The 20,550-nt window shown below is 46.3% G+C and carries 19 protein-coding genes and 1 pseudogene; 10 read left to right on the forward strand and 10 right to left on the reverse strand.

The features are described from left to right. Positions 1-13 precede the first annotated feature (13 nt). Positions 14-274 carry a hypothetical protein gene (locus AC5YB3_RS02760; protein ID WP_012089509.1) on the forward strand — a complete coding sequence of 87 codons (261 nt, stop codon included), beginning with the start codon at positions 14-16 and terminating at the stop codon, positions 272-274. Positions 275-304: 30 nt separating this feature from the next. On the opposite strand, the gene AC5YB3_RS02765 is transcribed toward AC5YB3_RS02760, so the two are convergent. After that, on the reverse strand, positions 305-1,351 hold the full coding sequence (locus AC5YB3_RS02765; RefSeq protein ID WP_347674774.1) for a pyridoxal-phosphate dependent enzyme: 1,047 nt from the start codon (positions 1,349-1,351) through the stop codon (positions 305-307). 285 nt (positions 1,352-1,636) lie between these two features. On the opposite strand from AC5YB3_RS02765, the gene AC5YB3_RS02770 reads away from it, so the two are divergent. Next, positions 1,637-2,044 carry a YccF domain-containing protein gene (locus AC5YB3_RS02770; protein WP_259561283.1) on the forward strand — a complete coding sequence of 136 codons (408 nt, stop codon included), beginning with the start codon at positions 1,637-1,639 and terminating at the stop codon, positions 2,042-2,044. Here the strand turns inward: AC5YB3_RS02770 and AC5YB3_RS02775 are convergent. The 3 genes from AC5YB3_RS02775 to AC5YB3_RS02785 form a co-directional block, all read right to left on the reverse strand. Beyond that, positions 2,034-2,990 carry an alpha/beta fold hydrolase gene (locus AC5YB3_RS02775; RefSeq protein WP_012587412.1) on the reverse strand — a complete coding sequence of 319 codons (957 nt, stop codon included), beginning with the start codon at positions 2,988-2,990 and terminating at the stop codon, positions 2,034-2,036. The genes AC5YB3_RS02770 and AC5YB3_RS02775 overlap by 11 nt on opposite strands. Next, the gene (locus AC5YB3_RS02780; protein WP_494526512.1) at positions 2,987-4,027 is read right to left on the reverse strand and encodes a M14 family zinc carboxypeptidase; all 1,041 of its coding nucleotides are present in this window, start codon (positions 4,025-4,027) and stop codon (positions 2,987-2,989) included. Before AC5YB3_RS02780 ends, AC5YB3_RS02775 begins: the two co-directional genes overlap by 4 nt. Before the next feature lie 161 nt (positions 4,028-4,188). Next, positions 4,189-4,935 (reverse strand): substrate-binding periplasmic protein, encoded by a 747-nt coding sequence (locus tag AC5YB3_RS02785; protein WP_259541514.1) that lies wholly within the window; start codon positions 4,933-4,935, stop codon positions 4,189-4,191. Positions 4,936-5,207: 272 nt separating this feature from the next. Here AC5YB3_RS02785 and AC5YB3_RS02790 point away from each other — a divergent pair, with 272 nt between their 5' ends. Beyond that, positions 5,208-5,480, forward strand: a complete 273-nt coding sequence (locus AC5YB3_RS02790; protein WP_107948027.1) for a PGPGW domain-containing protein — start codon at positions 5,208-5,210, stop codon at positions 5,478-5,480. A gap of 101 nt (positions 5,481-5,581) precedes the next feature. Here the strand turns inward: AC5YB3_RS02790 and AC5YB3_RS02795 are convergent, their stop codons facing one another. Together AC5YB3_RS02795 and AC5YB3_RS02800 are read right to left on the reverse strand one after the other, a co-directional pair. Continuing rightward, positions 5,582-7,294, reverse strand: a complete 1,713-nt coding sequence (locus AC5YB3_RS02795; protein ID WP_494526513.1) for an AMP-binding protein — start codon at positions 7,292-7,294, stop codon at positions 5,582-5,584. A gap of 150 nt (positions 7,295-7,444) precedes the next feature. Next, complete coding sequence (locus AC5YB3_RS02800) at positions 7,445-7,825, reverse strand: DUF6508 domain-containing protein (protein ID WP_006082114.1); 381 nt, start codon at positions 7,823-7,825, stop codon at positions 7,445-7,447. A gap of 277 nt (positions 7,826-8,102) precedes the next feature. Here AC5YB3_RS02800 and AC5YB3_RS02805 point away from each other — a divergent pair, with 277 nt between their 5' ends. The 3 genes and pseudogenes from AC5YB3_RS02805 to AC5YB3_RS02815 all read left to right on the forward strand — a co-directional run bounded on the left by AC5YB3_RS02805 (position 8,103) and on the right by AC5YB3_RS02815 (position 10,794). Further along, on the forward strand, positions 8,103-8,564 hold the full coding sequence (locus AC5YB3_RS02805; RefSeq protein ID WP_311906091.1) for an EVE domain-containing protein: 462 nt from the start codon (positions 8,103-8,105) through the stop codon (positions 8,562-8,564). Positions 8,565-8,652: 88 nt separating this feature from the next. Continuing rightward, positions 8,653-8,997: pseudogene (locus AC5YB3_RS02810) on the forward strand (hypothetical protein). 522 nt (positions 8,998-9,519) lie between these two features. Then, positions 9,520-10,794: a hypothetical protein gene (locus tag AC5YB3_RS02815; RefSeq protein ID WP_494526514.1), complete on the forward strand. Its 1,275-nt coding sequence runs from the start codon at positions 9,520-9,522 to the stop codon at positions 10,792-10,794. Positions 10,795-10,943: 149 nt separating this feature from the next. On the opposite strand, the gene AC5YB3_RS02820 is transcribed toward AC5YB3_RS02815, so the two are convergent. Both AC5YB3_RS02820 and AC5YB3_RS02825 read right to left on the reverse strand, forming a co-directional pair. Then, on the reverse strand, positions 10,944-11,738 hold the full coding sequence (locus AC5YB3_RS02820) for a TIGR00266 family protein (protein ID WP_126491714.1): 795 nt from the start codon (positions 11,736-11,738) through the stop codon (positions 10,944-10,946). A 180-nt stretch (positions 11,739-11,918) separates the two neighbouring features. Further along, positions 11,919-12,833 carry a LysR family transcriptional regulator gene (locus tag AC5YB3_RS02825; RefSeq protein WP_006082119.1) on the reverse strand — a complete coding sequence of 305 codons (915 nt, stop codon included), beginning with the start codon at positions 12,831-12,833 and terminating at the stop codon, positions 11,919-11,921. Positions 12,834-13,047: 214 nt separating this feature from the next. Here AC5YB3_RS02825 and AC5YB3_RS02830 point away from each other — a divergent pair, with 214 nt between their 5' ends. Together AC5YB3_RS02830 and hppD are read left to right on the forward strand one after the other, a co-directional pair. Beyond that, a complete protein-coding gene (locus AC5YB3_RS02830) occupies positions 13,048-14,208 on the forward strand; it encodes a homogentisate 1,2-dioxygenase (RefSeq protein ID WP_259541508.1) in 1,161 nt (386 codons plus the stop codon). Positions 14,209-14,305: 97 nt separating this feature from the next. Next, positions 14,306-15,346, forward strand: a complete 1,041-nt coding sequence (hppD, locus tag AC5YB3_RS02835; RefSeq protein ID WP_494526515.1) for a 4-hydroxyphenylpyruvate dioxygenase — start codon at positions 14,306-14,308, stop codon at positions 15,344-15,346. Between the two features lie 122 nt (positions 15,347-15,468). Here hppD and AC5YB3_RS02840 read toward each other — a convergent pair whose 3' ends face one another. Further along, positions 15,469-16,053 carry a sugar O-acetyltransferase gene (locus AC5YB3_RS02840; protein ID WP_494526516.1) on the reverse strand — a complete coding sequence of 195 codons (585 nt, stop codon included), beginning with the start codon at positions 16,051-16,053 and terminating at the stop codon, positions 15,469-15,471. Between the two features lie 358 nt (positions 16,054-16,411). Between AC5YB3_RS02840 and AC5YB3_RS02845 the strand changes: the two genes are divergently transcribed. Further along, a complete protein-coding gene (locus tag AC5YB3_RS02845) occupies positions 16,412-17,035 on the forward strand; it encodes a LysE family translocator (RefSeq protein ID WP_268650607.1) in 624 nt (207 codons plus the stop codon). 120 nt (positions 17,036-17,155) lie between these two features. On the opposite strand, the gene AC5YB3_RS02850 is transcribed toward AC5YB3_RS02845, so the two are convergent. Then, positions 17,156-18,583, reverse strand: a complete 1,428-nt coding sequence (locus tag AC5YB3_RS02850) for a GNAT family N-acetyltransferase (RefSeq protein WP_494526517.1) — start codon at positions 18,581-18,583, stop codon at positions 17,156-17,158. 108 nt (positions 18,584-18,691) lie between these two features. Here AC5YB3_RS02850 and ggt point away from each other — a divergent pair, with 108 nt between their 5' ends. Continuing rightward, positions 18,692-20,431 (forward strand): gamma-glutamyltransferase, encoded by a 1,740-nt coding sequence (gene ggt, locus AC5YB3_RS02855; protein WP_494526518.1) that lies wholly within the window; start codon positions 18,692-18,694, stop codon positions 20,429-20,431. The last annotated feature ends 119 nt before the right edge of the window (positions 20,432-20,550 follow it).

A 20,550-nucleotide genomic window follows, 5' to 3' on the forward strand; every position in this document is an offset into this window, starting at 1 on the left:
CAGCACCTCATCTATGCCAAAACCCAATACCCAAATCGCCATGCAAAGCTTGATAAGCCAGATCAAAGCGACAATTCCGCTCAATTTAGCGGAAGCACAACTGTGCCAAGGACAATGTTTAGGTTGTTCGAAAAAAATGCTAGAAATGTTAGATGCTGAAATCAGCTATTGGCAATTTTGCGATGCAAAACCTAGTCTAAAAGATTTAAAACACCTCGAAAAGATAGGCCAACGTACCTATAAAATCCTTAAGCGAAACCATCTACTATCTTAAGAAACCATCTGCAGTCTTAAAGAAGCGGTCTTAATCTATTGCGCTGGTTATATTACTATTCTTTGAAAAGTCCCATGTCCCAGCAAATTTACGCTGATAACGCGGCAACATGGTCTCATTCCCTAATATTCCGCCTTGATGCAGATACATCACATGACCTAATTCACTACGCTGTAAATAATCCTCAAGCACAATAAAACCTAAGGGATCGTAGAGTAATTCAAACTGAATCCCTGAGGCACAAACACGCTGCCACATGGCATAAAATTCAGGGTAAAGTTTACCAAAGTGATATTTTTTGCCGACATTCACTATCTGTGGATGCTCGAGAGTATTTGGATTAAGCATAGAGAATTGCAAACGTAAATAATCATCGCCGCCCACCACAGCGCAAGTCACAACGCGAATCGCCGTTTGTTGACGAATAAAGTACTGATTTAAAAATAACGCCGTCGTCCCCGTCCCCGACGGTAAAAATACCGTTAAATCGACTAAATCATTCGCCTGCGCAAATTGCACTATTTCTTGCGCTAATACATTTACCCCGTATTCAGCGTAGGAACAACGCCCGCCCTCTGGGATAAAAAGCGCCGTCGGCTCATTCGCGAGTACCTGAGTCTCGATATACTCTTGGCAACTCAGTCGCGCACTACCCGTTTGCAAAGCAGGTTCACAACTAACATTGTGGCCAGATAAAACCTGAGGTTCACCCTGCGACTGAGTAAACGCCAGCTTTTGCGCCATTAACTCACTTAAGTCGATAATATTGGCGCCATTTGCCAATGCCGCAGCGTAATTCCCCGTGGGATGCTTGACTATTTGACTGGCAATATGGTCAACATAAAAATCACACTGCCAGCCTTTCATCTTGGCCAATGTAGATAGGGAATACAAAGAGTTTGCTAAGGGTGAGCCATGACCTATCACCTTGTTGATGCCTGCAAACTCATGATCTAAAAAGTAGCCGAATTTACGCGCTTTATTGCCGCTAAACGCTGGATGCAATAAATCATCACGTTTTAGAAATATTTCTCGACCAGCAAAGGCAAAAATATCGACGGGGGAATTTGCAAACATCAGGCTACTCAAACGATTAAATACTCAGGCTTTTAAGCCATTCGATGGAATGGCTAGTGTAACGCCGCCTTTGCTCTTCTGCTCTTAAGAAATTAGCAATTTAGCGAAGAATTAGTAAAAATCACAAATGAAGCTTAAACGGATAGAACTAAGTCATTGATTATTAATAGCCAAATAATTGGCACGTTTCTCGCTTAGTCATTGGTATATATTCAGCTTATCAAAGCTAACAGCATTCATTACAGCTAACGATAAAGGCTAAAAAAGTAACATAAGGAGTTTTCAATGGCAGTATTACGCTTAATATTCAACATCGCTTGGTTTGTGCTCGGTGGATTTGTGATGGGACTCGCTTGGTGGCTCGCAGGTATCCTGTGTTTTATCAGCATTATTGGTATTCCCTTTGGCCGCGCCTGCTTTGTTATCGGTGAAATGACCTTCTGGCCCTTTGGCCAAGAACAAATCAGCCGTCGTCACTTAACCGGTCGTGATGATTTAGGTACGGGTGTCCTAGGCATGATGGGAAACATTATTTGGTTCTTGCTGTTTGGGATCTGGTTAGCCATAGGCCACCTGGTCCATGCCTTAGCCTGTTTTGTGACAATTATCGGTATTCCCTTTGGAATACAGCATCTTAAATTGGCGTTACTTAGCCTAACACCGATAGGTCAAACCGTCGTGGCTAAAGCCTGATCGGTAGTGAGTTACCCGTCTTAGCGCTGTTCATTGCCGATGATTTACTGTGGAGAATGGATAGCGCTTTTTCATCCCACACTGAAAATATCGCCTCGTTAAAGGCCATTTCTTCCTCCAGTAAATCGTTGCAACTGTATTGAGTATGGGCATATTGCGCATGGGCAGGTTCATCATCCTCTTGAACCTCTGCTTGCGGCTTAGTCGGCGCCACAATCGCCAACAGATAATGTGCCAGTTTTGCAGGGGCATCAATGGCCGCATCATGGCCGCAATACGCTAATACTATCAAATCCGTGTGAAAGTGCTGTGCCAAGGCTTTGCTCGATGCCATGCTCACCAACGCATCACGGTCACCGCAGAGCACACTTATCGGCACTTCCACGGTCAATGGACACTGATATTGAAAAGCCGCCCACAGTTGCCGCCAGGCGTTACGAATAGTTGGCGAGGATTCACGGCGAAATTCACTCCATTCGGCAATTAAATCGCAATCTCGCCGATGGCGAAAACTGGTTAAACGCACTATTGTCGACTCGATGGGATGTAAGGCTTTACCCCGAGCCCGCAAGCAAAACGCCTTCAATGCATTCAGTGGATTAAATCTTTGATACCAAGGCGATAAATTCGCCGCACTGCTGTTTAATACAAAAACATGCCTTATCTGCCAAGGCCGCTGGAGCGCCATTTCCAGCGCCAACATACCGCCCATAGACAAGCCGAGAAGGTAAATGGCTTCTCCTTCTTGTACCTGCTCATCCAATTGCAGCCACACGGCATGGGCATAGTCAGCAATCTTAAGTGGGCTTAGTTCATGGGATAGCGTCCCATTACCTGGCAAATCCGGTGTCAGTACTCGCAGCCCCTTTTGTCGCAGTCGCTGATCGAAGCCATTCCAGTGGCGCTGATCACGCATTAATCCCCGCAATAACACCCAAGTTGTCATGACTGTGGCTCCCGATACCAATACTGCCGCGCGCACTCAGTGAGTTCAGTCAAACGTTCAGGCGTTAACTGCTCTAACGATTGGGCGTAGGCCGCTTCCATCATAAATTGCATCAGCACTGTGTGCCTGCGTAAAATTCTGTGGTGACGATGTGTTTTCTGCGGATTGAAAAAACCTGCAAAATTAAATATTTGCCTTGGGTTTTTCTTTATCCAAGCCCAGGATCCCATCTCCAATGTCAAAGGCAGAAACGGTACCTGAGCATGGGGATCGGCCACTTGATGTTGGCGATAGAGGTAATCCCAAATATCCCCATGGGTGCGATAAAACTGACTCTGGGGTGCGAGCCGATAATGGCCATGATGGGGATAACTTTGTTCAAATAATTGTTTTAGATGAAAAATATAATTGGCATTTTCGAAGGCGGTACGCGTATGGGCGTAGGGGAACCAAATATGATCACTCAAGCCAAAGCCTGAGTGAGCATCGAGGGAAATCAAACTGGTGCTGCGGCTAAGCAATTGCTGTACATAGGCAACTAAACCGGCGGTTTCAAGCTCCATTCCCCCCATGCCGCGATACCAAGGCAGCCGCGACGATATCCGCTGCCCTCCCACCATAAAGGAGACTTTTTCGCTGGATTCTATCGGGGCGTTACGCATCAAATCCACTTGATTGCCATTACCTCGCGTTCCCATAAATAAGCCAACGGGATTCACCACTGGGACAAAAGCTAGCCGCACTCCCGTTAACATCTGCTGTAGGTGTTTATCCCACACCAGTCGCTGCAACAAACTGTTCAGCAATGCCAAGATGACTTGAGAGCCAATACGTTCAACCCCATGCACGCCGCCCACAAAGAGTACTGTCGGACAGGGCTTATCTCCCCCGCCCAGTTCAACACTGTAGAGAGGAAAATGTTCGTGACGAAATGGAATGTCGGCAAGAATGTGATACTGCAACTTAAGATGATGAGTATCAATGAGTTGTTGCAGCGTATCTAACTCAAATGGTAGCTCAAAGGGAAGTTTATTCATGTCACCTTAATCAAAAAATGAGAGAGCAACTCATGCCGTTAAGGTGATGCTAATAGTGAACAAAGACAGAATGATGACAAGCAGTATATCTGATGTGATTTTAAGAGGAATAGGCTGAAAATAGAGGGAAAATTAGAGAGCACACTCACCAAAATCATGCATTAGTCTTCACGATACAGTAGCTCTCCGATGATGGTTTCGACGTCAATTTGCGCCAAGCCTTGGTCGAAAATATCTCGCCAACGTCGACCTTCTTCGGTATTACGAAACGCAATATAAAGCTGCTTATTCGCTAAAATTTGGCGGTTGATTTGCAGCTTTTCCGCCAGCGGCTGCAAGGGCTTTTGCTTAAGTAAATAGTGCAGCACGTTGACATCGATTACCGCCGCATCAATACGGCCTGCGGCCACTTTCTTAATATTGTGCTCGTCTGAAGTGACGGCTTCAGTCGGCTGAACGCCTGTGGAAATCATGCGATCTAACGCCTGAGTATTCACATAATCTTTCACCACACCTAAGGTATAGCGATTCAGATCTTCGACATAATTCCAACTCACAGGATGGGCTTTTTGCTCCACCAACCCCAAAGGACCGTCGCCAATCGATTTAGAAAAAACAAACTTTTCAGTCTCAAAATAATATTCAGGGAAATAACCCAGATAGTCAGAATTAGGCATACTGGCGAGCTTTACAGCGCGGCTCCATGGGTAAAAATCCACTTCTAATTGGTGCCCCATCACTTTGAGCGCCGCTCGCGCCACGGCAATACTCGCGCCCTGCTCGGCTAATTGCTGCCCAGAATAAGGCGGCCAAAGTAAGGATGTCAGCATTAAGGTATCCGCCTTCGCTGTGCTCAATCCCATGGAGGAAAGGCAACACGCAAGGAGCATTAAACGCCATCGAACCATTTGGGACTCCTTAGCCTGCGGCTTGGATTAACCACTAAATCATCGACAAATTAAGCATTAAACTTATCTGCCAAGATTTTATCGCTGATACTTTATCTCTGGTTTTAGTATAGCCATGAAGCCACTGCGGAGAAGTGAAGTTTTGTTACAATTCGGCTGACGACATAAGCTGCCAATAAACGAGCAAAGGATTAGACTGAAAACTGACATACAGTTAGCACACAGCTGACAGTACAGCTTAATTCAATTAACTCACCATGAGGCCAACTCCTATGCGCAAAGTTACCTTTTTCAATCTCGCGCCGTCCTCCCATGCAAAAGGCGCTATAACTAAAGCAGGGATCACTGTGATTGGCGCAGCTTTAACCTTGCTTGGGCTAGTCTTTTTACTCTTACCCGGCCCAGGTTTACTCTTGATTATCTTAGGATTGGCGCTGCTCAGCACACAATATGCGTGGGCAAAGCTGGCGCTGCGTCGTAGTCAGCGAAAGTTAACTCAAAGTGCGGCTTGGCTTGATGGCATGACCCGTCGACTCTTCCGTTAACTCGCTCACTTGTAGGTTAAACGGCATCTATAGACTGAATAAAATTCAAGCCGCATTGTGCGGCTTGAAGTCGAAAAAGCAGACTCACCAAATCACATCACTTAAGCATTAATATCTTCATATAACTCTTGATACATCAGCTCACGCATTTTGAATTTCTGAATTTTCCCCGTCACTGTCATTGGATACTGATCCACAAACTTGATGTAACGCGGTACTTTAAAGTAGGCAAACTTCTCGGTGAGGAAATGACGAATATCTTCCTCGGTAATCGTCGCGCCAGAGCGGACTTTAATCCAAGCACACACTTCCTCTCCGTATTTATCGCTTTGAACGCCAAAAACCGCAGCATCCTGCACATCTTTATGGGTATAAAGTTTCTCTTCAATCTCACGGGGATAGATATTCTCGCCACCGCGAATGATCATATCTTTAATGCGACCCACAATTTGCACATAACCTTGCTCATCCATTTGGCCGATATCGCCCGAATGTAGCCAACCCGCACTGTCTATGGTCGCCGCCGTTTTTTCAGGATCGTTCCAATAGCACTGCATAATGCAATATCCCCGACTACAGACTTCACCGGGTTGATTAATTGGCAACACTTCACCAAATTCATCGACGATTTTCACTTCGGTATGGGGCAAAGCTCGGCCAACGGTGAGCACCCGTTTCTCAACCGGCGAATCGATTTCAGTAATATGATTGAGCGGACTGCACTCAGTCTGACCATAACCAATTAGTACTTCCTTCATATACATGAGATTTTGTACTCGGCGCATCACTTCTTCTGGGCAAGTTGCCCCCGCCATCACGCCGGTCCGTAAAGAACTCAAATCAAAACGCGTAAATTCAGGATGCTCAAGCTCGGCAATAAACATGGTCGGTACGCCATGTAAAGCGGTGCACCGCTCTTGCTCAATCACTTGCAATGTCGTCAAGGGATCGAAGGATTCGCCGGGGAATACAGCCGCTGCGCCTTTGGCTAAGCAGACTAAACTGCCGAGCACCATGCCAAAACAATGGTATAAGGGCACAGGAATACAGAGTTTATCGTGGCAGGTAAACTTCATCGCCTCTGCGACTAAATAGCCATTATTCAAAATGTTATGGTGGGATAAGGTCGCACCTTTTGGGCTGCCCGTCGTGCCAGAGGTAAACTGGATATTAATCGAATCATACGGGCTTAATGCTTTGCCGATACTCTCGAGTGCCGCCTTGTCATCGGCGGTCACATCGACGAGCAGATCATCAAAATTCAACATACCGACGGATTTTTCAGCGCCCATACGGATCACAAACTCGAGCTCAGGAACGGCCTTCGCCTGTAATTGACCCGCAGGGCAAGAAGTTAGTTCAGGTGCCAATTCGTATAACATTTCGAGGTAATTGCTGGATTTAAACTTGTCGGCACAAATTACCGCGCGGCAACCCACGTTACTCAGCGCATATTGCAATTCTTCAGGCCGATACGCAGGGTTAATACACACCATGATGGCGCCAATTTTAGCGGTCGCATATTGGGTTAAACACCACTCGATATTGTTAGGAGACCAAATACCCACCCTATCACCGGGCTGAATGCCAAGCTTCAATAACCCTGTGGCGAGCGCCTCTATTTGATCTAGATATTGGCGGTAGTTCCAGCGGATATGTTGATGATGTACGACAACGGCTAATTGGTCGGGATAGGTTGCCGCAATCTCATCAAGATATTGACCTATGGTTTTCTCAACGAGTTTCGGTGATAACTCGCCTCTAAACTCGCTGACGTTGAGCGGACTGATAACTTGGCTTGTTGGAACAGACATTAAGGCCTCCGTGCATTTATTATTATGATTAGCGAGGTCCAAACTAACCAATCCACGGATCATGTCACAAGCAAAAAAACACTTTATTAGACTAAAGAGTAAGATAATCGATTAGATAACAATCCATTAAAGTGCGGGTAAAGTGCGGGGTTAGCGGCTGATAAATTCAAGATGAGTGCTCGACTTAGGCACATTTAAGCTTTGCAAGCGCTCAACAATGGCCAGTAAAATCCCTTGGCGGCGCATATTTTCTAATACGCCAGGACTAAAGACCTCAAGTCGCGTCATGGCGGTCAGCAGCAATTTGCATTGTGCTATGCTCGCTTCACGAATGTAGGCGGGTTTATCGACTAAGTAACTGTTGTTATACCAATAGTCCCAAGTGAAATTTGCCAATAACCAACCTTGGGTTGTCAGGTCATTAATAAATTCCAGCATCCGCTCATGGCTTAGGATCACATCACCCGCTGTAAAATCCTTAAGATATTTAGTGTATAAACCACAGTCGGACGTCATTGTTGAAGTTCCCATAACACACCTCACAGGTTTTGATTGCCACTGCTGCCACAACTTATAGGGCACCAATCACAAACCGAGATCGAATTTGACGCTTTGCCTTAGAAACGAGAATTTGCATAAGGCATACCAAATAAGATTGCTGCCCACAGGCTAAGCCACCTTATCTGAACCGAAACTTAATCAAACTCACAATGCTTGATCTGAGTGACGAACTGGGGTGTTCGATAAAATTAAGATAAACTCACGGATATTGAAGCGCTTAACGGCCACTATGAATTAAGGAAACCCAATGAACTACTGGCTTATGAAATCGGAACCCGACGAATTTAGCATAGATGATCTTAAGGCTTGCCCGAACCAAACCGAAGCTTGGCATGGAATACGTAACTATCAGGCGCGTAACTTTATGCGCGATGCGATGCAGATTGGCGACAAGGTATTTTTTTACCATTCAAGCTGCAAAGTACCCGGTATTGTCGGTATCGCAGAAGTCGTGACCAATGCGTATCCCGACAGCACGGCCTTCGATCCCGAATCAAAATATTTCGACCCTAAGTCAGATCCAACTAAACCAAGATGGTTACGAGTAGATATCCGCTTTGTCGAAAAATTTAACGATATTATCCCCTTAAGCTTGATTAAAAACCTGCCGCAATTAGCTGACATGTATTTAGTGACTAAGGGTTCAAGGCTAAGTATCCAACCTGTGACCGCCGAGCAATGGCAAGCTGTGCTAATGTTAACCCCTTGAGTTAGCATCTCAACGTAAAACGTTCAGCTAAGGTTCATTTAAGAGACTCTATTGTCACAGCATCGACTAAACACCTTTTGGAGCACAGATGAATAAATTCACGTCAATGGTTGTCGCAGGGCTAGTGCTCAGCTTAATGGCGCCTATCTCTGTTTTTGCTAAAGACGACTAAGAGCATAAACACCATAAAAATGATAAAGATTTACCACCGGGATTACAGAAAAAAGTTAACCGTGGTCAACCACTGCCACCCGGCTGGCAGAAAAAACTCCATCGTGGTGATGTGCTTGAGCATGATATTTATGACCGCGGCCGTATCATTGTGCCCTTAGACAAAGATGGGATTATTAGCATTCAAGTTGAAGGCGCATTGATCAAACTCGATAATAACAGCCGTAAAATCCTCGATATCGTCAATATTATTACCGAATAGTCACGCATAACATGTGCGAAATGGCTAATCACGGCAGTTTTATTAGCACGCCCAGTTCTAAGTAGGGCGTGCAAGCATTCAAAACCATGACGCTTGCACAGTTCGCGCCCTTATCTGAACTGCTATGTATCCCGCAATCCCTAGCAAATTAACGGCCGTAGTTACAATTAAGCAACATACTGATATTTATCATATCTTTACTCTCTGATGCTTGGTCACTCATGAGCTGAATGCTAGACTCAGCCAGTGCTAATATGCGCATCAACTAAGATGAAATGTCTTCGGCGGTACTCAAGGTTTTAGTCTAGACAGAAGACTAAGCTCCTGACATCAAAGCATTGGTATTAAGTTCTTTGCATAAAGTTATAGCATCGAACCGAATCAGATAAGCGTTATCAAAAGGTACTCACACAGCTAAAGTAACCAAAGCAGCCAAAGCAGCCAAAGCATCGACTAATGCAAAACCTTAACGACACCCATAGCATACCTATAATGACCGCAGACTAAAGCTGGATTTTGACAATGGAACACACCACATCACTTCAACGGGTTAAGCAGGCAATTATTGCGGGATTCTGGGCATCACTCGCCAGTATTTCTGTGGGTTTTCTCTTTAAGCTTTGGTTAGCACAATGGGTTGCTAAAGCAGATCTGGCGCTCTATCACTCGGTTATCGATATTATCTCACTGTCGCTGATCCTGATGACAGGATTTCGCTCCTCTATGGTGGTGACTTACTCCCAGACCAAGCAAGATGTGGATATCACCAATATATTCCGCTACAGCTTGATCGCTATGGTGCTGCTGACATGGGGCTTAGTCTTGCCCTATATCAAACACAAACTTCACCTTAACGTTGAATATTTTCAACTGGTTGGCATTATTTTGAGCATGGGACTCAAGGTGTATTTTACCAATCAAATCGCTATGTACCGACTATATGCCATCTCCAATCGAGTGACTTGGCTTGAGCCACTCGCGCAAGTGACCAGCTTTTTCTTGTGTTTCTATGGGTTAAAACAAACGGCCATAGCCTCACTCTTTTACAGCATGACACTGTCATCGCTCATCGTTGCCTTATATATGTACTTAAAACGGCGCAAAGATATCGCAACTCCGCCCTTAAGTGCGGTGCATTTTGATACGGGTTTACGTAGTTTTATGAAAAAAAGCCTGACAGCGTCCATGGAAGCGGGTGCCAGTATCTTGATGATTTACATCACAGTACTGCTGACTATTGCCTATTTCAGCATAGATGAACTGGGTGATTTCCAAGTAGTAGTGCGGCCGATGATCACTTACCTCACCTTGCTGTTTGTCTTCCCCATCTACCGCTTTGTGCTGCCCGAAGTGGCAGTGTGTGTACGAGAAAAACGCTTTGATGAAGTGCAACAAATCAAGTCATGGCTGACTAAAGTCTCCCTGTGGATCAGCGGAGTGTTTTTCGTCGCTATGATATTCGCGAGCAAGCCATTGGTGGCTTGGTTATTCCCCGAGCAATACATTAAAGCGGCGCCAGTATTGATGCATTTCTCTATGTTCTTTATATTTATGATGCTCAACGGCTATCAGTTGGCCTATATCAAAGCCCACGGCTACTTTACCCAAAGCCTACTCATTCGCCTTGCTGGTATCGCAGTGCTGGTCGGTACTTTCTGCGCTTACCGCCTATATACCGAGAATGTCGTCGCAGTGATTTTAGCCTTGGGCACAGGCTATTTAATGATGTATCTGATATCGAAACTGGTGGAAAGACGCATTCAGCAAAGCCTTAATAACGGCCAAACACAGCTTTAATAGCAGCGAAATATGCTGAAAATGATGAAGGAAATAACATCTTGCAACTGAAAAGGCATTCCAGAGGATTGTCTGGAATGCCTAAAGAAAGATGACAGCATAATTTCAAAATGGTGCTGTGATTGACTTAAATCGATTGAGCTTAAGGCTTAACGCCCATCAAGCATGCGGCCAAGGCCACCAAGCACTGAACCTTCACCGCGATCACTGCCACCCGCAGATGGGGCATGGGCGATAATGCGATCCGCCATTCGTGAGAATGGCAAGCTTTGCAGCCAAACCGTGCCGTGGCCTTTTAACGTCGCTAAAAATAAGCCTTCTCCGCCAAATACCATAGACTTTAACGAGCCTGCGCGCTCAATGTCGTAATCTATCCCAGGTGTAAATCCAACCAAACAACCGGTATCAACCCTTAAGGTTTCGCCTCTCAATTCTTTCTTAACTAAGGTGCCGCCCGCATGGATAAAAGTCATGCCATCGCCTTGTAGGCTTTGCAGGATAAACCCTTCGCCACCGAAAAAGCCCGTACCTAAACGGCGATTAAATTTCATTGTAACGCGCGTACCTAGAGCCGCCGCTAAAAAACTGTCCTTCTGACAGATAAGCTCGCCGCCATATTCGGCTAAGTCGATCGCAAGGATAGTGCCCGGATAAGGGGCAGCAAAGGCGACTTTACGCTTTTGGTTGCCTTGATTGGTAAAGTGAGTCATAAAAATGCTCTCACCCGTCAGCACCCGCTTACCTGCGCCCATCAACTTGCCAAAAAAGCCGGACTCTGGTTCAGAGCCATCGCCCATTTTGGCCTCAAAGCTAATATCTTGCTCTAGGTAGTTCATCGCGCCCGCTTCGGCGACCACGGTTTCGTTAGGATCGAGCTCCACTTCAACCAACTGCATACTGTGGCCGATGATTTCATAATCCACTTCATGACAACGTCTAGACATACTGTTCCCCTTAACTGTCAGTTCCTTGTTACTAGCCTTTAGATTGACCCCGATGGACGACTCTTTACCTATCGCGGCTCAATTTCACTGTTAATCTAGCGCTTAATCTATGACATAAAATGTCAAAATGCGATTATTTTATGCGATGACTTGTATCAAAAGATGACAAACGGCGACTTATCAACCTAAACCCACGCCATTAAACTGCTCAGCCTTAGCAAACTCTTCTAATATCAACTCGGTAAAAAGTTGTCCCGCACGGCCTAACGGCCGCTCTAAGGTCGAGACGAGCTGTGGAATAAAGGTAAAACGGCTGCCACCGACAAAGTCGATTTCAACTAACTCCCCTTTAGCCAACTCTTCTTGCACTAAAAAGTCCGGCAACCAACCAAAACCTAAGCCTTTTAACAAGGCGTTCTTTTTCATGATAAAGCCTGAAAGATAAAACACTTTATCGCCGCCAAATTGCATTTCATCGCGGTAACTTTTATTGGGCGAAGAGTCTTCGATAGTCAATTCCACGTGTTGCTGCAGTTCAGACAAACTAATTTCGCGAATAAAAGACAAAGGATGCGAAGCACTTGCCACCAGCACACTGGTGATGGCTGGCAAAGGTTGCGGGTGATAATAGGGGCCAGTGCGATAATCTTTCACTAACATCAAGTCGGCATTATCCCGCTCGAATCTATGTTGTACGCCGCCTAAAAATTCCATATTGAGCTGAATTTTTGTGGGGATTTGATGTTCAGCCATACGCTTTAAAGCCGTCATAATTGGCTCCATCGGCAAGGCTCCATCTATCACTAGCTCTAACTTTGGCTCCCAACCTTCACTGAAACGACTGGCAAGATGTTCAATGTTTGCAAGGTGTTGCAACAATCTTCGCCCCTCGGCCAAAATCACCCGGCCCTCTTGCGTCAGCTCTGCACGATATTGCTCACGGCTAAAAAGTTGCACGCCTAAGTGCTCTTCTAACTTTTTAACTTGATAACTCACTGCCGATTGCGCCTTGTGTAATCGCTCCGCCGCCTTGGCAAAACTGCCCTCTTCCACCAGCACTTGCAGCACATTAAAAGCATCAATATCGATGCGCATGGTCACTCCTTGGCTCTTATGAACATGTCACGGAAACACTACGATTCGTAAAGATTAGAATACCATCTAATTTTTAGATTGAGATAACGGATTTATTATTCTTTTTTTTGTTCATTCAAGCAACTAAATTGATAACAAGATCACACTAATGCAACTTGCAGCATAACGACCAGCGATGTAGGTAATCCCGCAACGCAATATTGAAGGAATAACCATGCCATTTTATGTGAAACAAGGCCAGATCCCCCATAAGCGCCATATCGCATTTGAAAAGGAAAACGGCGAGCTTTACCGTGAAGAGTTGTTCTCAACCCATGGTTTTTCCAATATTTATTCCAATAAATATCACCACAACATGCCAACCAAAGCGTTGGAAGTAGCACCTTACAACCTAGGCCACGGTGCCAATTGGGAAGACTCGCTGGTCCAAAACTATAAACTCGATTCCCGCGATGCCGACCGTGAAGGTAATTTTTTCAGCGCCCGTAACAAGATTTTTTATAACAATGACTTAGCACTTTATACCGCCAAAGTCACCGCCGATACCGACGAGTTTTACCGTAATGCCTATGCCGATGAGGTGGTTTTTGTTCACGAAGGCGAAGGCACACTCTACAGCGAGTACGGCACGATTAAGGTCCAAAAGTGGGACTATCTCGTGATCCCACGCGGCACGACTTATCAACTTAAATTCAACGATTACAGCAATGTGCGACTTTTCGTTATCGAGTCATTCTCTATGGTGGAAGTGCCTAAGCATTTCCGTAACGAGTATGGCCAACTGTTAGAATCGGCGCCATATTGCGAACGCGATTTACGCGTGCCCACATTGCAAGATGCTGTGGTTGAGCGCGGCGCCTTCCCCTTAGTGTGTAAGTTTGGCGATAAGTACCAACTCACCACACTTGAATGGCATCCCTTTGATTTAGTGGGTTGGGATGGCTGTGTTTACCCTTGGGCATTCAACATTACCGAATACGCGCCAAAGGTGGGCAAAATCCATCTGCCGCCTTCTGATCACTTAGTCTTTACTGCCCATAACTTTGTAATTTGTAACTTCGTGCCGCGCCCCTACGATTTCCACCCGAAATCGATTCCAGCGCCTTATTACCACAACAACATAGATAGCGACGAAGTTTTGTATTACGTCGATGGCGACTTTATGAGCCGCACGGGCATTGAAGCGGGTTACATGACCTTACATCAAAAAGGCGTGGCCCACGGACCACAACCGGGCCGCACTGAAGCCTCGATTGGCAAGAAAGAAACCTATGAATACGCAGTGATGGTGGACACATTCGCCCCACTTAAATTAACCGAACATGTACAAAATTGCATGAGCAAAGACTACAACCGCTCTTGGCTAGAAGACTAGCCCTAAGCCACCAGCGCACCGAAAAGGTTGCGTATCCCAACGTAATAAAAGGGATAAAGAGTGTCGGCGGTTGAACTAAAATAATGAGGAAAACATCATGGCAAGCGAACTAAATCCACTGGGCTTATTAGGTATCGAATTCACTGAATTCGCCAGCCCTGATACTGATTTTATGCACAAAGTCTTTATCGACTTTGGTTTTTCACTGCTGAAAAAAGCCAAGAACAAAGACATCCTGTACTACAAACAGAATGACATTAATTTTCTGCTCAACACTGAGCACGAAGGTTTCTCTGCTAAGTTTGCCAAATCCCACGGCCCAGCCATTTGTTCTATGGGCTGGCGGGTAGAAGATGCTGGCTTTGCCTATCGCGTTGCCGTTGAACGTGGTGCAAAACCCGCCGATGATGCCAATAAAGATCTGCCTTATCCTGCGATTTACGGCATTGGCGACAGCTTGATTTATTTCATCGACACCTTTGGCGCAGATAACAATATCTATGCCGCTGATTTTGAAGACTTAGACGAGCAAGTGATCACCCAAGAGAAAGGCTTTATCGAAGTCGATCACTTAACCAACAACGTTTACAAAGGCACAATGGAACATTGGGCTAACTTCTATAAAAACATTTTTGGTTTTACTGAAGTGCGCTACTTTGACATCAGCGGCGTACAAACCGCGCTAGTGTCCTACGCCCTGCGTTCGCCCGATGGCAGCTTCTGTATCCCGATTAACGAAGGTAAAGGCAGCGATAAAAACCAAATCGATGAATACCTGAAGGAATATAACGGCCCAGGTGTGCAACATTTAGCCTTTAGAAGCCGCGATATCGTAAAATCTCTGGATGCGATGGAAGGCAGTTCAATCCAATGCTTAGACATTATCCCTGAATACTACGACACCATATTTGAAAAGTTGCCGCAGGTGACTGAGAATCGTGAGCGCATCAAACATCACCAAATTTTGGTGGATGGCGATGAATCCGGTTATTTACTGCAAATTTTCACTAAAAACCTGTTCGGACCGATTTTTATCGAAATCATCCAACGCAAAAATAACTTAGGTTTTGGTGAAGGCAACTTTACTGCTCTGTTTGAATCGATTGAGCGGGATCAAATGCGCCGCGGCGTACTGTAAGTTTCATCCTGCTAATAAAAAACGGTACGCACTGCGTACCGTTTTTGTTTCTACGACTTCTAAATCGTCATCTAAATCAGCATCAGCATTGACGCCAATCACACGGCATCGACCTTCCTGCATTATTCCACATTGATGGGTTTGATAACCTTACAAGGGTTGCCAGCCGCCACACAGTTCGCCGGAATGCTCTTATTCACTACGCTACCAGCACCAATGACACAATTATCGCCAATGGTCACACCGGGCAACACAGAGACGTTACCGCCAAGCCAGACATTATTACCGATTTGAATTGGCGCGCCGTATTCCGTCGTTTGCCGCGCAATGGGATCTATAGGATGCGTGGCGGTAGAAATCATCACATGGGGACCAAACATCACGTTATCGCCAATCGAGACTGAGCAAACATCCAATATGGTTAGATTATGATTAGCGTAAAATTGTTTACCTATGTGGATGTTATAACCGTAGTCACAAAAGAAATTGGGCTCAATATGGGCGCAGTGTTGAATATCGAGCAGACCACGAAGGTGATCCATACGCGTATCAAGCTGAGTCGGTTCGGCCAGATTAAACTGATGGCAAACGGATTTCGCCCGCATCCGCTCAGCTAATAGCTCATCATCCCATGCCTTATAGGGCTGACCCGCCAACATTTTTTGTTTCTCTGTCTGTTTTACTTCAGTCCCTTTATTCTCAACCATAATGCATCCCCTGCAGTTAATCTCATGCTGTCACCCTACCAAACCTCAGCATTCAAGCTCAAGTGACTAAATTAATAAAAGTAACAAAAGTGACAAACAGAAAATATGACGATGTTAATCTCTCATCTATCGCTAATACGGCGCACTTTGTACCGCAAAGATGGGGATCTGCAGGGCAAACTCGATAGATAAATAGCAAGGTCTTGTGGTGATAGCAGAGTCAACATCCCAAAAAAGCCGAGTTTTTTACATACTAAGTTACAGTTACTCATCGAAAAAAACGGGACGCACATTGGCTAAACCCGCGGTTTTCATTACACTATCGCCCTTCCCATCTTCACCCAAGACAGACCAAACCATGCCAGATTTTGCTTTACTTGCAGTGTTTATCCCGACCTTCTTCTTTGTTTCTATCACGCCGGGCATGTGCATGACGCTCGCCATGACCTTGGGCATGAGCATAGGTGTGCGCCGCACCCTGTGGATGATGCTGGGTGAACTGGTAGGCGTAGCGTTAGTGGCGACAGCCGCCGTGATGGGCGTTGCCAGTATCATGCTCAACTATCCCGAAGTCTTTCAAATCTTTAAATGGGTTGGCGGAATTTATTTAGGCTATATCGGCGTACAGATGTGGCGTGCCCGCGGCAAGATGGCCATGCTAAGCGATGACGACACTAACCCCAGAGCCAGCAATGTAACCTTGATCTCCCAAGGCTTTATTACCGCCATTGCCAATCCTAAAGGTTGGGCATTTATGGTGTCGCTGCTGCCACCTTTTATCAATGCCGAGCGCGACGTTGCGCCGCAGCTGCTCGCGCTGCTGAGCATTATTATGGTGACCGAGTTTACCTCTATGCTTGCCTACGCCAGCGGCGGCAAAAGCCTGCGTATTTTTCTAAGCCGCGGCGATAATATTCGCTGGTTAAACCGCATTGCAGGCAGCCTGATGATAGGCGTGGGCGTGTGGTTAGCCATGAGCTAACATTCATAGCTAACCGTTTGAATTAACAGCTTAGATAGAACTGCTTAGGTTGTACTACATAGGTTGAACATGCACGACATAAATGAGAGCCCAATAAGGTCCCGTTAACTCGGTCTTTTATTAGGGCTCTTTTTTGTAGGGCAAAACAGCTCGCATCTGCGCCATATATTGCTGCATTTGCTGTGCTTCTTGCTCAACAAAATCGGCAATCGCCGCCCTAAATCCTAAGTGGGCGATATTATGGTAGGAATACATTTCAACAGGTTCAAAGCCGCGCAGCACCTTATGCTCCCCCTGTGCCCCCGCATTAAACATTTGGAATCCATGTTCAATACAGTATTGAATGCCTTGATAATAACAGGCCTCAAAATGCAAGCCGTCGAGCTCAACCGTGGTGCCCCAATAACGGCCATATAAGCATTTTTGCCCTTGAGTATTCTCGCCTTTGAGATACAAGGCGCCAGCTACCATCTCGCCCTTGGCATCCTCGACCACCAACAGCAAAACTTGTGCAGCAAGTTGTGCCCCCAACTGCTGAAAAAAAGCAGTTGTTAAATAGCCGCGATGACCGGAGCGTTTAAGGTAAGTTAATTGATAACACTGAATAAACGTCTGCCATTGCGAAGCGGTAATCTGCTCCCCTTCGACAAAGTGAAACTTAAGATTAAAAGGCTGTAACTGCGCCCGCTCCTTCAAGATATTCTTACGTTTGCGCGAACTAAAGCCCGCCAGAAAATCATCAAAGTTGCGATAACCGCGATTGTGCCAATGAAACTGCGTGCCTAAGCGTTTTAACAGCGAATTATGCGAGCCTTCAAATAACGGTGTTTGGCTTGGGGTAACGAACAAGCTATGCCATGAAGAAATTGGGCTGTCGCCCTGATCTTTAACGCTTTGTACTGATCCATCAAGATCAGCATCATCAACAACGGGCTCATCAACAACGGACTGATTAAGCTCTGACTCATCAAAAACCGCATCACCTTGCTCTAACACACAAGGCTCTGACGCAAACAGCTCTGATGTTAGCCGGCGATTCAATGTCAGCAGCAGTAATTGCGCCACGCGCAGTTGCTCAACGCTATCGAATGCAGGATGAATGCCCATCCTTCGCCCTTGCACTGGGGTAAAAGGAATCGCATTCACCCATTTAGGATAATAATCGAGTCCATGGCGATCATAGGCTTCGGCCCACGCCCAATCGAACACGTACTCGCCGTAGGAGTGGGACTTTTGATACAAGGGCATCACCGCCACCAGCGATAAAGGATTGAAGTGCTTAGCCGCTTGCTGGCTTATTAGCGCCCCTGCAGCCAAAGGCGACAGGCTTTTATCGGTTCTGGCGACATCATAAAATGTGTCACCCACATCAAACACGCATAAATGCCGCGGCGTCCAACCCGTTGCAGCGCAGGCCGAATGGCTCTGCTCAAGCGCCAACAGAAACTCATGGCGACAGAAGGGATTCGCCTCCCCCATAACGGCATTCCACGCACTGGCCGATATGTCCGACATTGAGCTCGCAAAGGCCAAGATAAGCTGTCTCATTGGGTAAATTCTCGTCCTTTACGGATCTTAACTAATATACAAGGTTGCAATTAAGCCTAATTCTCGGCACATTGCATAGCCATAATGAAAATAAATTCAGGATTGAGTATGCGTCCAACAAGACCTTTTAGACCTCTTATTCTCGCCATTGCCATGGCGCTTCCCCTACTATCATCACCCAGTCTGCTTGCCGAAGAATCGTCAATTTTCAGCCAGATGGCCACAGCACAACCTGTGTGGGCCAAGCATGGCATGGTTGCCAGCCAAGAAACACTCGCCAGTCGCACTGGCGTTGAGATCCTAAAACAAGGCGGCAATGCCGTTGATGCGGCCGTGGCCGTGGCCTTCAGTTTGGCAGTCACTTTACCGCGTGCCGGCAATATCGGTGGCGGCGGTTTTATGCTGGTGCATATTGCTAAAGAAAACAAAACCATCGCAATCGATTACCGTGAAATGGCGCCATCTAAAGCCAAAAAAGACATTTTCCTCGACGAGAATGGCGATGCAGTTGAGAAGCTGAGCCGCGAACACGGCCTTGCCGTAGGCGTCCCTGGTACAGTGATGGGCATGAGCTTAGCCCTTGAAAAATATGGCACTATGACACTCGCCCAAGTCGCCGCGCCCGCAATTAAAATGGCGCAGGAAGGCATTAGCGTTACGCCAGATCTTGCCGAATCTCTTGCAGGTCTAAAACGCCGCATGACCCAATGGCCAACCACGGCTGCTATCTTCTACAAAGCCGACGGCAGTGACTATCAAGTTGATGATATTCTTAAACAACCTGAGCTTGCCCATTCATTAAGTCTGATCGCTGAAAAAGGCACCAAAGGATTCTACGAAGGTGAAACCGCCACTAAACTCATCAATGCGGTGAAAGACGCTGGCGGCATTATGACCTTAGACGACCTTAAAAATTATAAGGTTGTGGAACGCGAACCCGTGCGCGGCGAATACCGTGGCTACGAGGTCGTGTCTATGCCACCACCATCATCGGGCGGCGTGCACATCATAGAAATGCTTAATGTGTTGCAACAATTCCCGATTGATAAACTCGGCCACAATACGGCTCAGACGATTCATCTGATGGCAGAAACCATGAAGCATGCCTATAGCGACCGCAGCGAATACTTAGGCGATCCCGACTTTTATAAGGTGCCCGTCAAAGCCTTAACCAGTAAGGACTACGCCCAAAAAATCGCCAGCCAAATCGCGATGAATAAAACAACGCCAAGCGCCGAAATCAAGCCAGGTAAACTCGCGCCCTATGAGAGCGACCAAACCACTCACTTCTCGGTAGTGGACAAATGGGGCAATGCAGTTTCAAACACTTACACCTTAAACTTCAGCTACGGCTCAGGTTTAGTGGCCAAGGGAACTGGCATTTTGCTCAATAACGAGATGGATGATTTCTCGGCCAAACCCGGCGTGCCAAACGGCTACGGTTTAGTTGGCGGTGATGCCAATGCGGTCGAAGGCAATAAGCGCCCACTGAGCTCCATGAGCCCAACAATAGTGATGAAGGATGGCAAACCCTTCCTCGTCACTGGCAGCCCGGGCGGTTCACGCATTATCACCACCACACTGCAGATCATCATGAATGTGATCGACCATGGATTAAACATCGCCGAAGCCAGTAATGCGGCACGGGTGCACCATCAATGGCTGCCCGATGAACTGCGAGTTGAATCCAGCTTAAACCGCGATACCATTTCCCTGCTCGAAGCCAAAGGTCACAAAGTGAAAGTACAATCCGCTATGGGAAGTACACAATCAATCATGGTGACCGAACAAGGGATGTTTGGCGCGTCTGATCCACGCCACTCGGGTAGCGAAGCCATCGGCTACTAGCATGTTAGTGAAAGAGATGAGTGAGTGAAATAGGTGAATGAGATAAAAGGATTTATGACCTATTCGAACTAGGTCATAAACTCTGAGTAAAGCTTGTCCTTCCGCTCAGTGAATGCAAA

The organism is Shewanella sp. 1311, assembly GCF_059338235.1.

Excerpts from the sequence above, each read along its gene's own strand:
- AC5YB3_RS02850 (WP_494526517.1), bottom strand. The coding sequence starts at position 18,583 with ATGAGACAGCTTATCTTGGCCTTTGCGAGCTCAATGTCGGACATATCG.
- ggt (WP_494526518.1), top strand. The coding sequence starts at position 18,692 with ATGCGTCCAACAAGACCTTTTAGACCTCTTATTCTCGCCATTGCCATG.
- AC5YB3_RS02830 (WP_259541508.1), top strand. The coding sequence starts at position 13,048 with ATGCCATTTTATGTGAAACAAGGCCAGATCCCCCATAAGCGCCATATC.
- AC5YB3_RS02785 (WP_259541514.1), bottom strand. The coding sequence starts at position 4,935 with ATGGTTCGATGGCGTTTAATGCTCCTTGCGTGTTGCCTTTCCTCCATG.
- AC5YB3_RS02825 (WP_006082119.1), bottom strand. The coding sequence starts at position 12,833 with ATGCGCATCGATATTGATGCTTTTAATGTGCTGCAAGTGCTGGTGGAA.
- AC5YB3_RS02760 (WP_012089509.1), top strand. The coding sequence starts at position 14 with ATGCCAAAACCCAATACCCAAATCGCCATGCAAAGCTTGATAAGCCAG.
- AC5YB3_RS02765 (WP_347674774.1), bottom strand. The coding sequence starts at position 1,351 with ATGTTTGCAAATTCCCCCGTCGATATTTTTGCCTTTGCTGGTCGAGAA.
- AC5YB3_RS02790 (WP_107948027.1), top strand. The coding sequence starts at position 5,208 with ATGCGCAAAGTTACCTTTTTCAATCTCGCGCCGTCCTCCCATGCAAAA.
- AC5YB3_RS02795 (WP_494526513.1), bottom strand. The coding sequence starts at position 7,294 with ATGTCTGTTCCAACAAGCCAAGTTATCAGTCCGCTCAACGTCAGCGAG.
- AC5YB3_RS02780 (WP_494526512.1), bottom strand. The coding sequence starts at position 4,027 with ATGAATAAACTTCCCTTTGAGCTACCATTTGAGTTAGATACGCTGCAA.
- AC5YB3_RS02775 (WP_012587412.1), bottom strand. The coding sequence starts at position 2,990 with ATGACAACTTGGGTGTTATTGCGGGGATTAATGCGTGATCAGCGCCAC.
- AC5YB3_RS02840 (WP_494526516.1), bottom strand. The coding sequence starts at position 16,053 with ATGGTTGAGAATAAAGGGACTGAAGTAAAACAGACAGAGAAACAAAAA.
- hppD (WP_494526515.1), top strand. The coding sequence starts at position 14,306 with ATGGCAAGCGAACTAAATCCACTGGGCTTATTAGGTATCGAATTCACT.
- AC5YB3_RS02805 (WP_311906091.1), top strand. The coding sequence starts at position 8,103 with ATGAACTACTGGCTTATGAAATCGGAACCCGACGAATTTAGCATAGAT.
- AC5YB3_RS02820 (WP_126491714.1), bottom strand. The coding sequence starts at position 11,738 with ATGTCTAGACGTTGTCATGAAGTGGATTATGAAATCATCGGCCACAGT.
- AC5YB3_RS02815 (WP_494526514.1), top strand. The coding sequence starts at position 9,520 with ATGGAACACACCACATCACTTCAACGGGTTAAGCAGGCAATTATTGCG.
- AC5YB3_RS02770 (WP_259561283.1), top strand. The coding sequence starts at position 1,637 with ATGGCAGTATTACGCTTAATATTCAACATCGCTTGGTTTGTGCTCGGT.
- AC5YB3_RS02800 (WP_006082114.1), bottom strand. The coding sequence starts at position 7,825 with ATGGGAACTTCAACAATGACGTCCGACTGTGGTTTATACACTAAATAT.
- AC5YB3_RS02845 (WP_268650607.1), top strand. The coding sequence starts at position 16,412 with ATGCCAGATTTTGCTTTACTTGCAGTGTTTATCCCGACCTTCTTCTTT.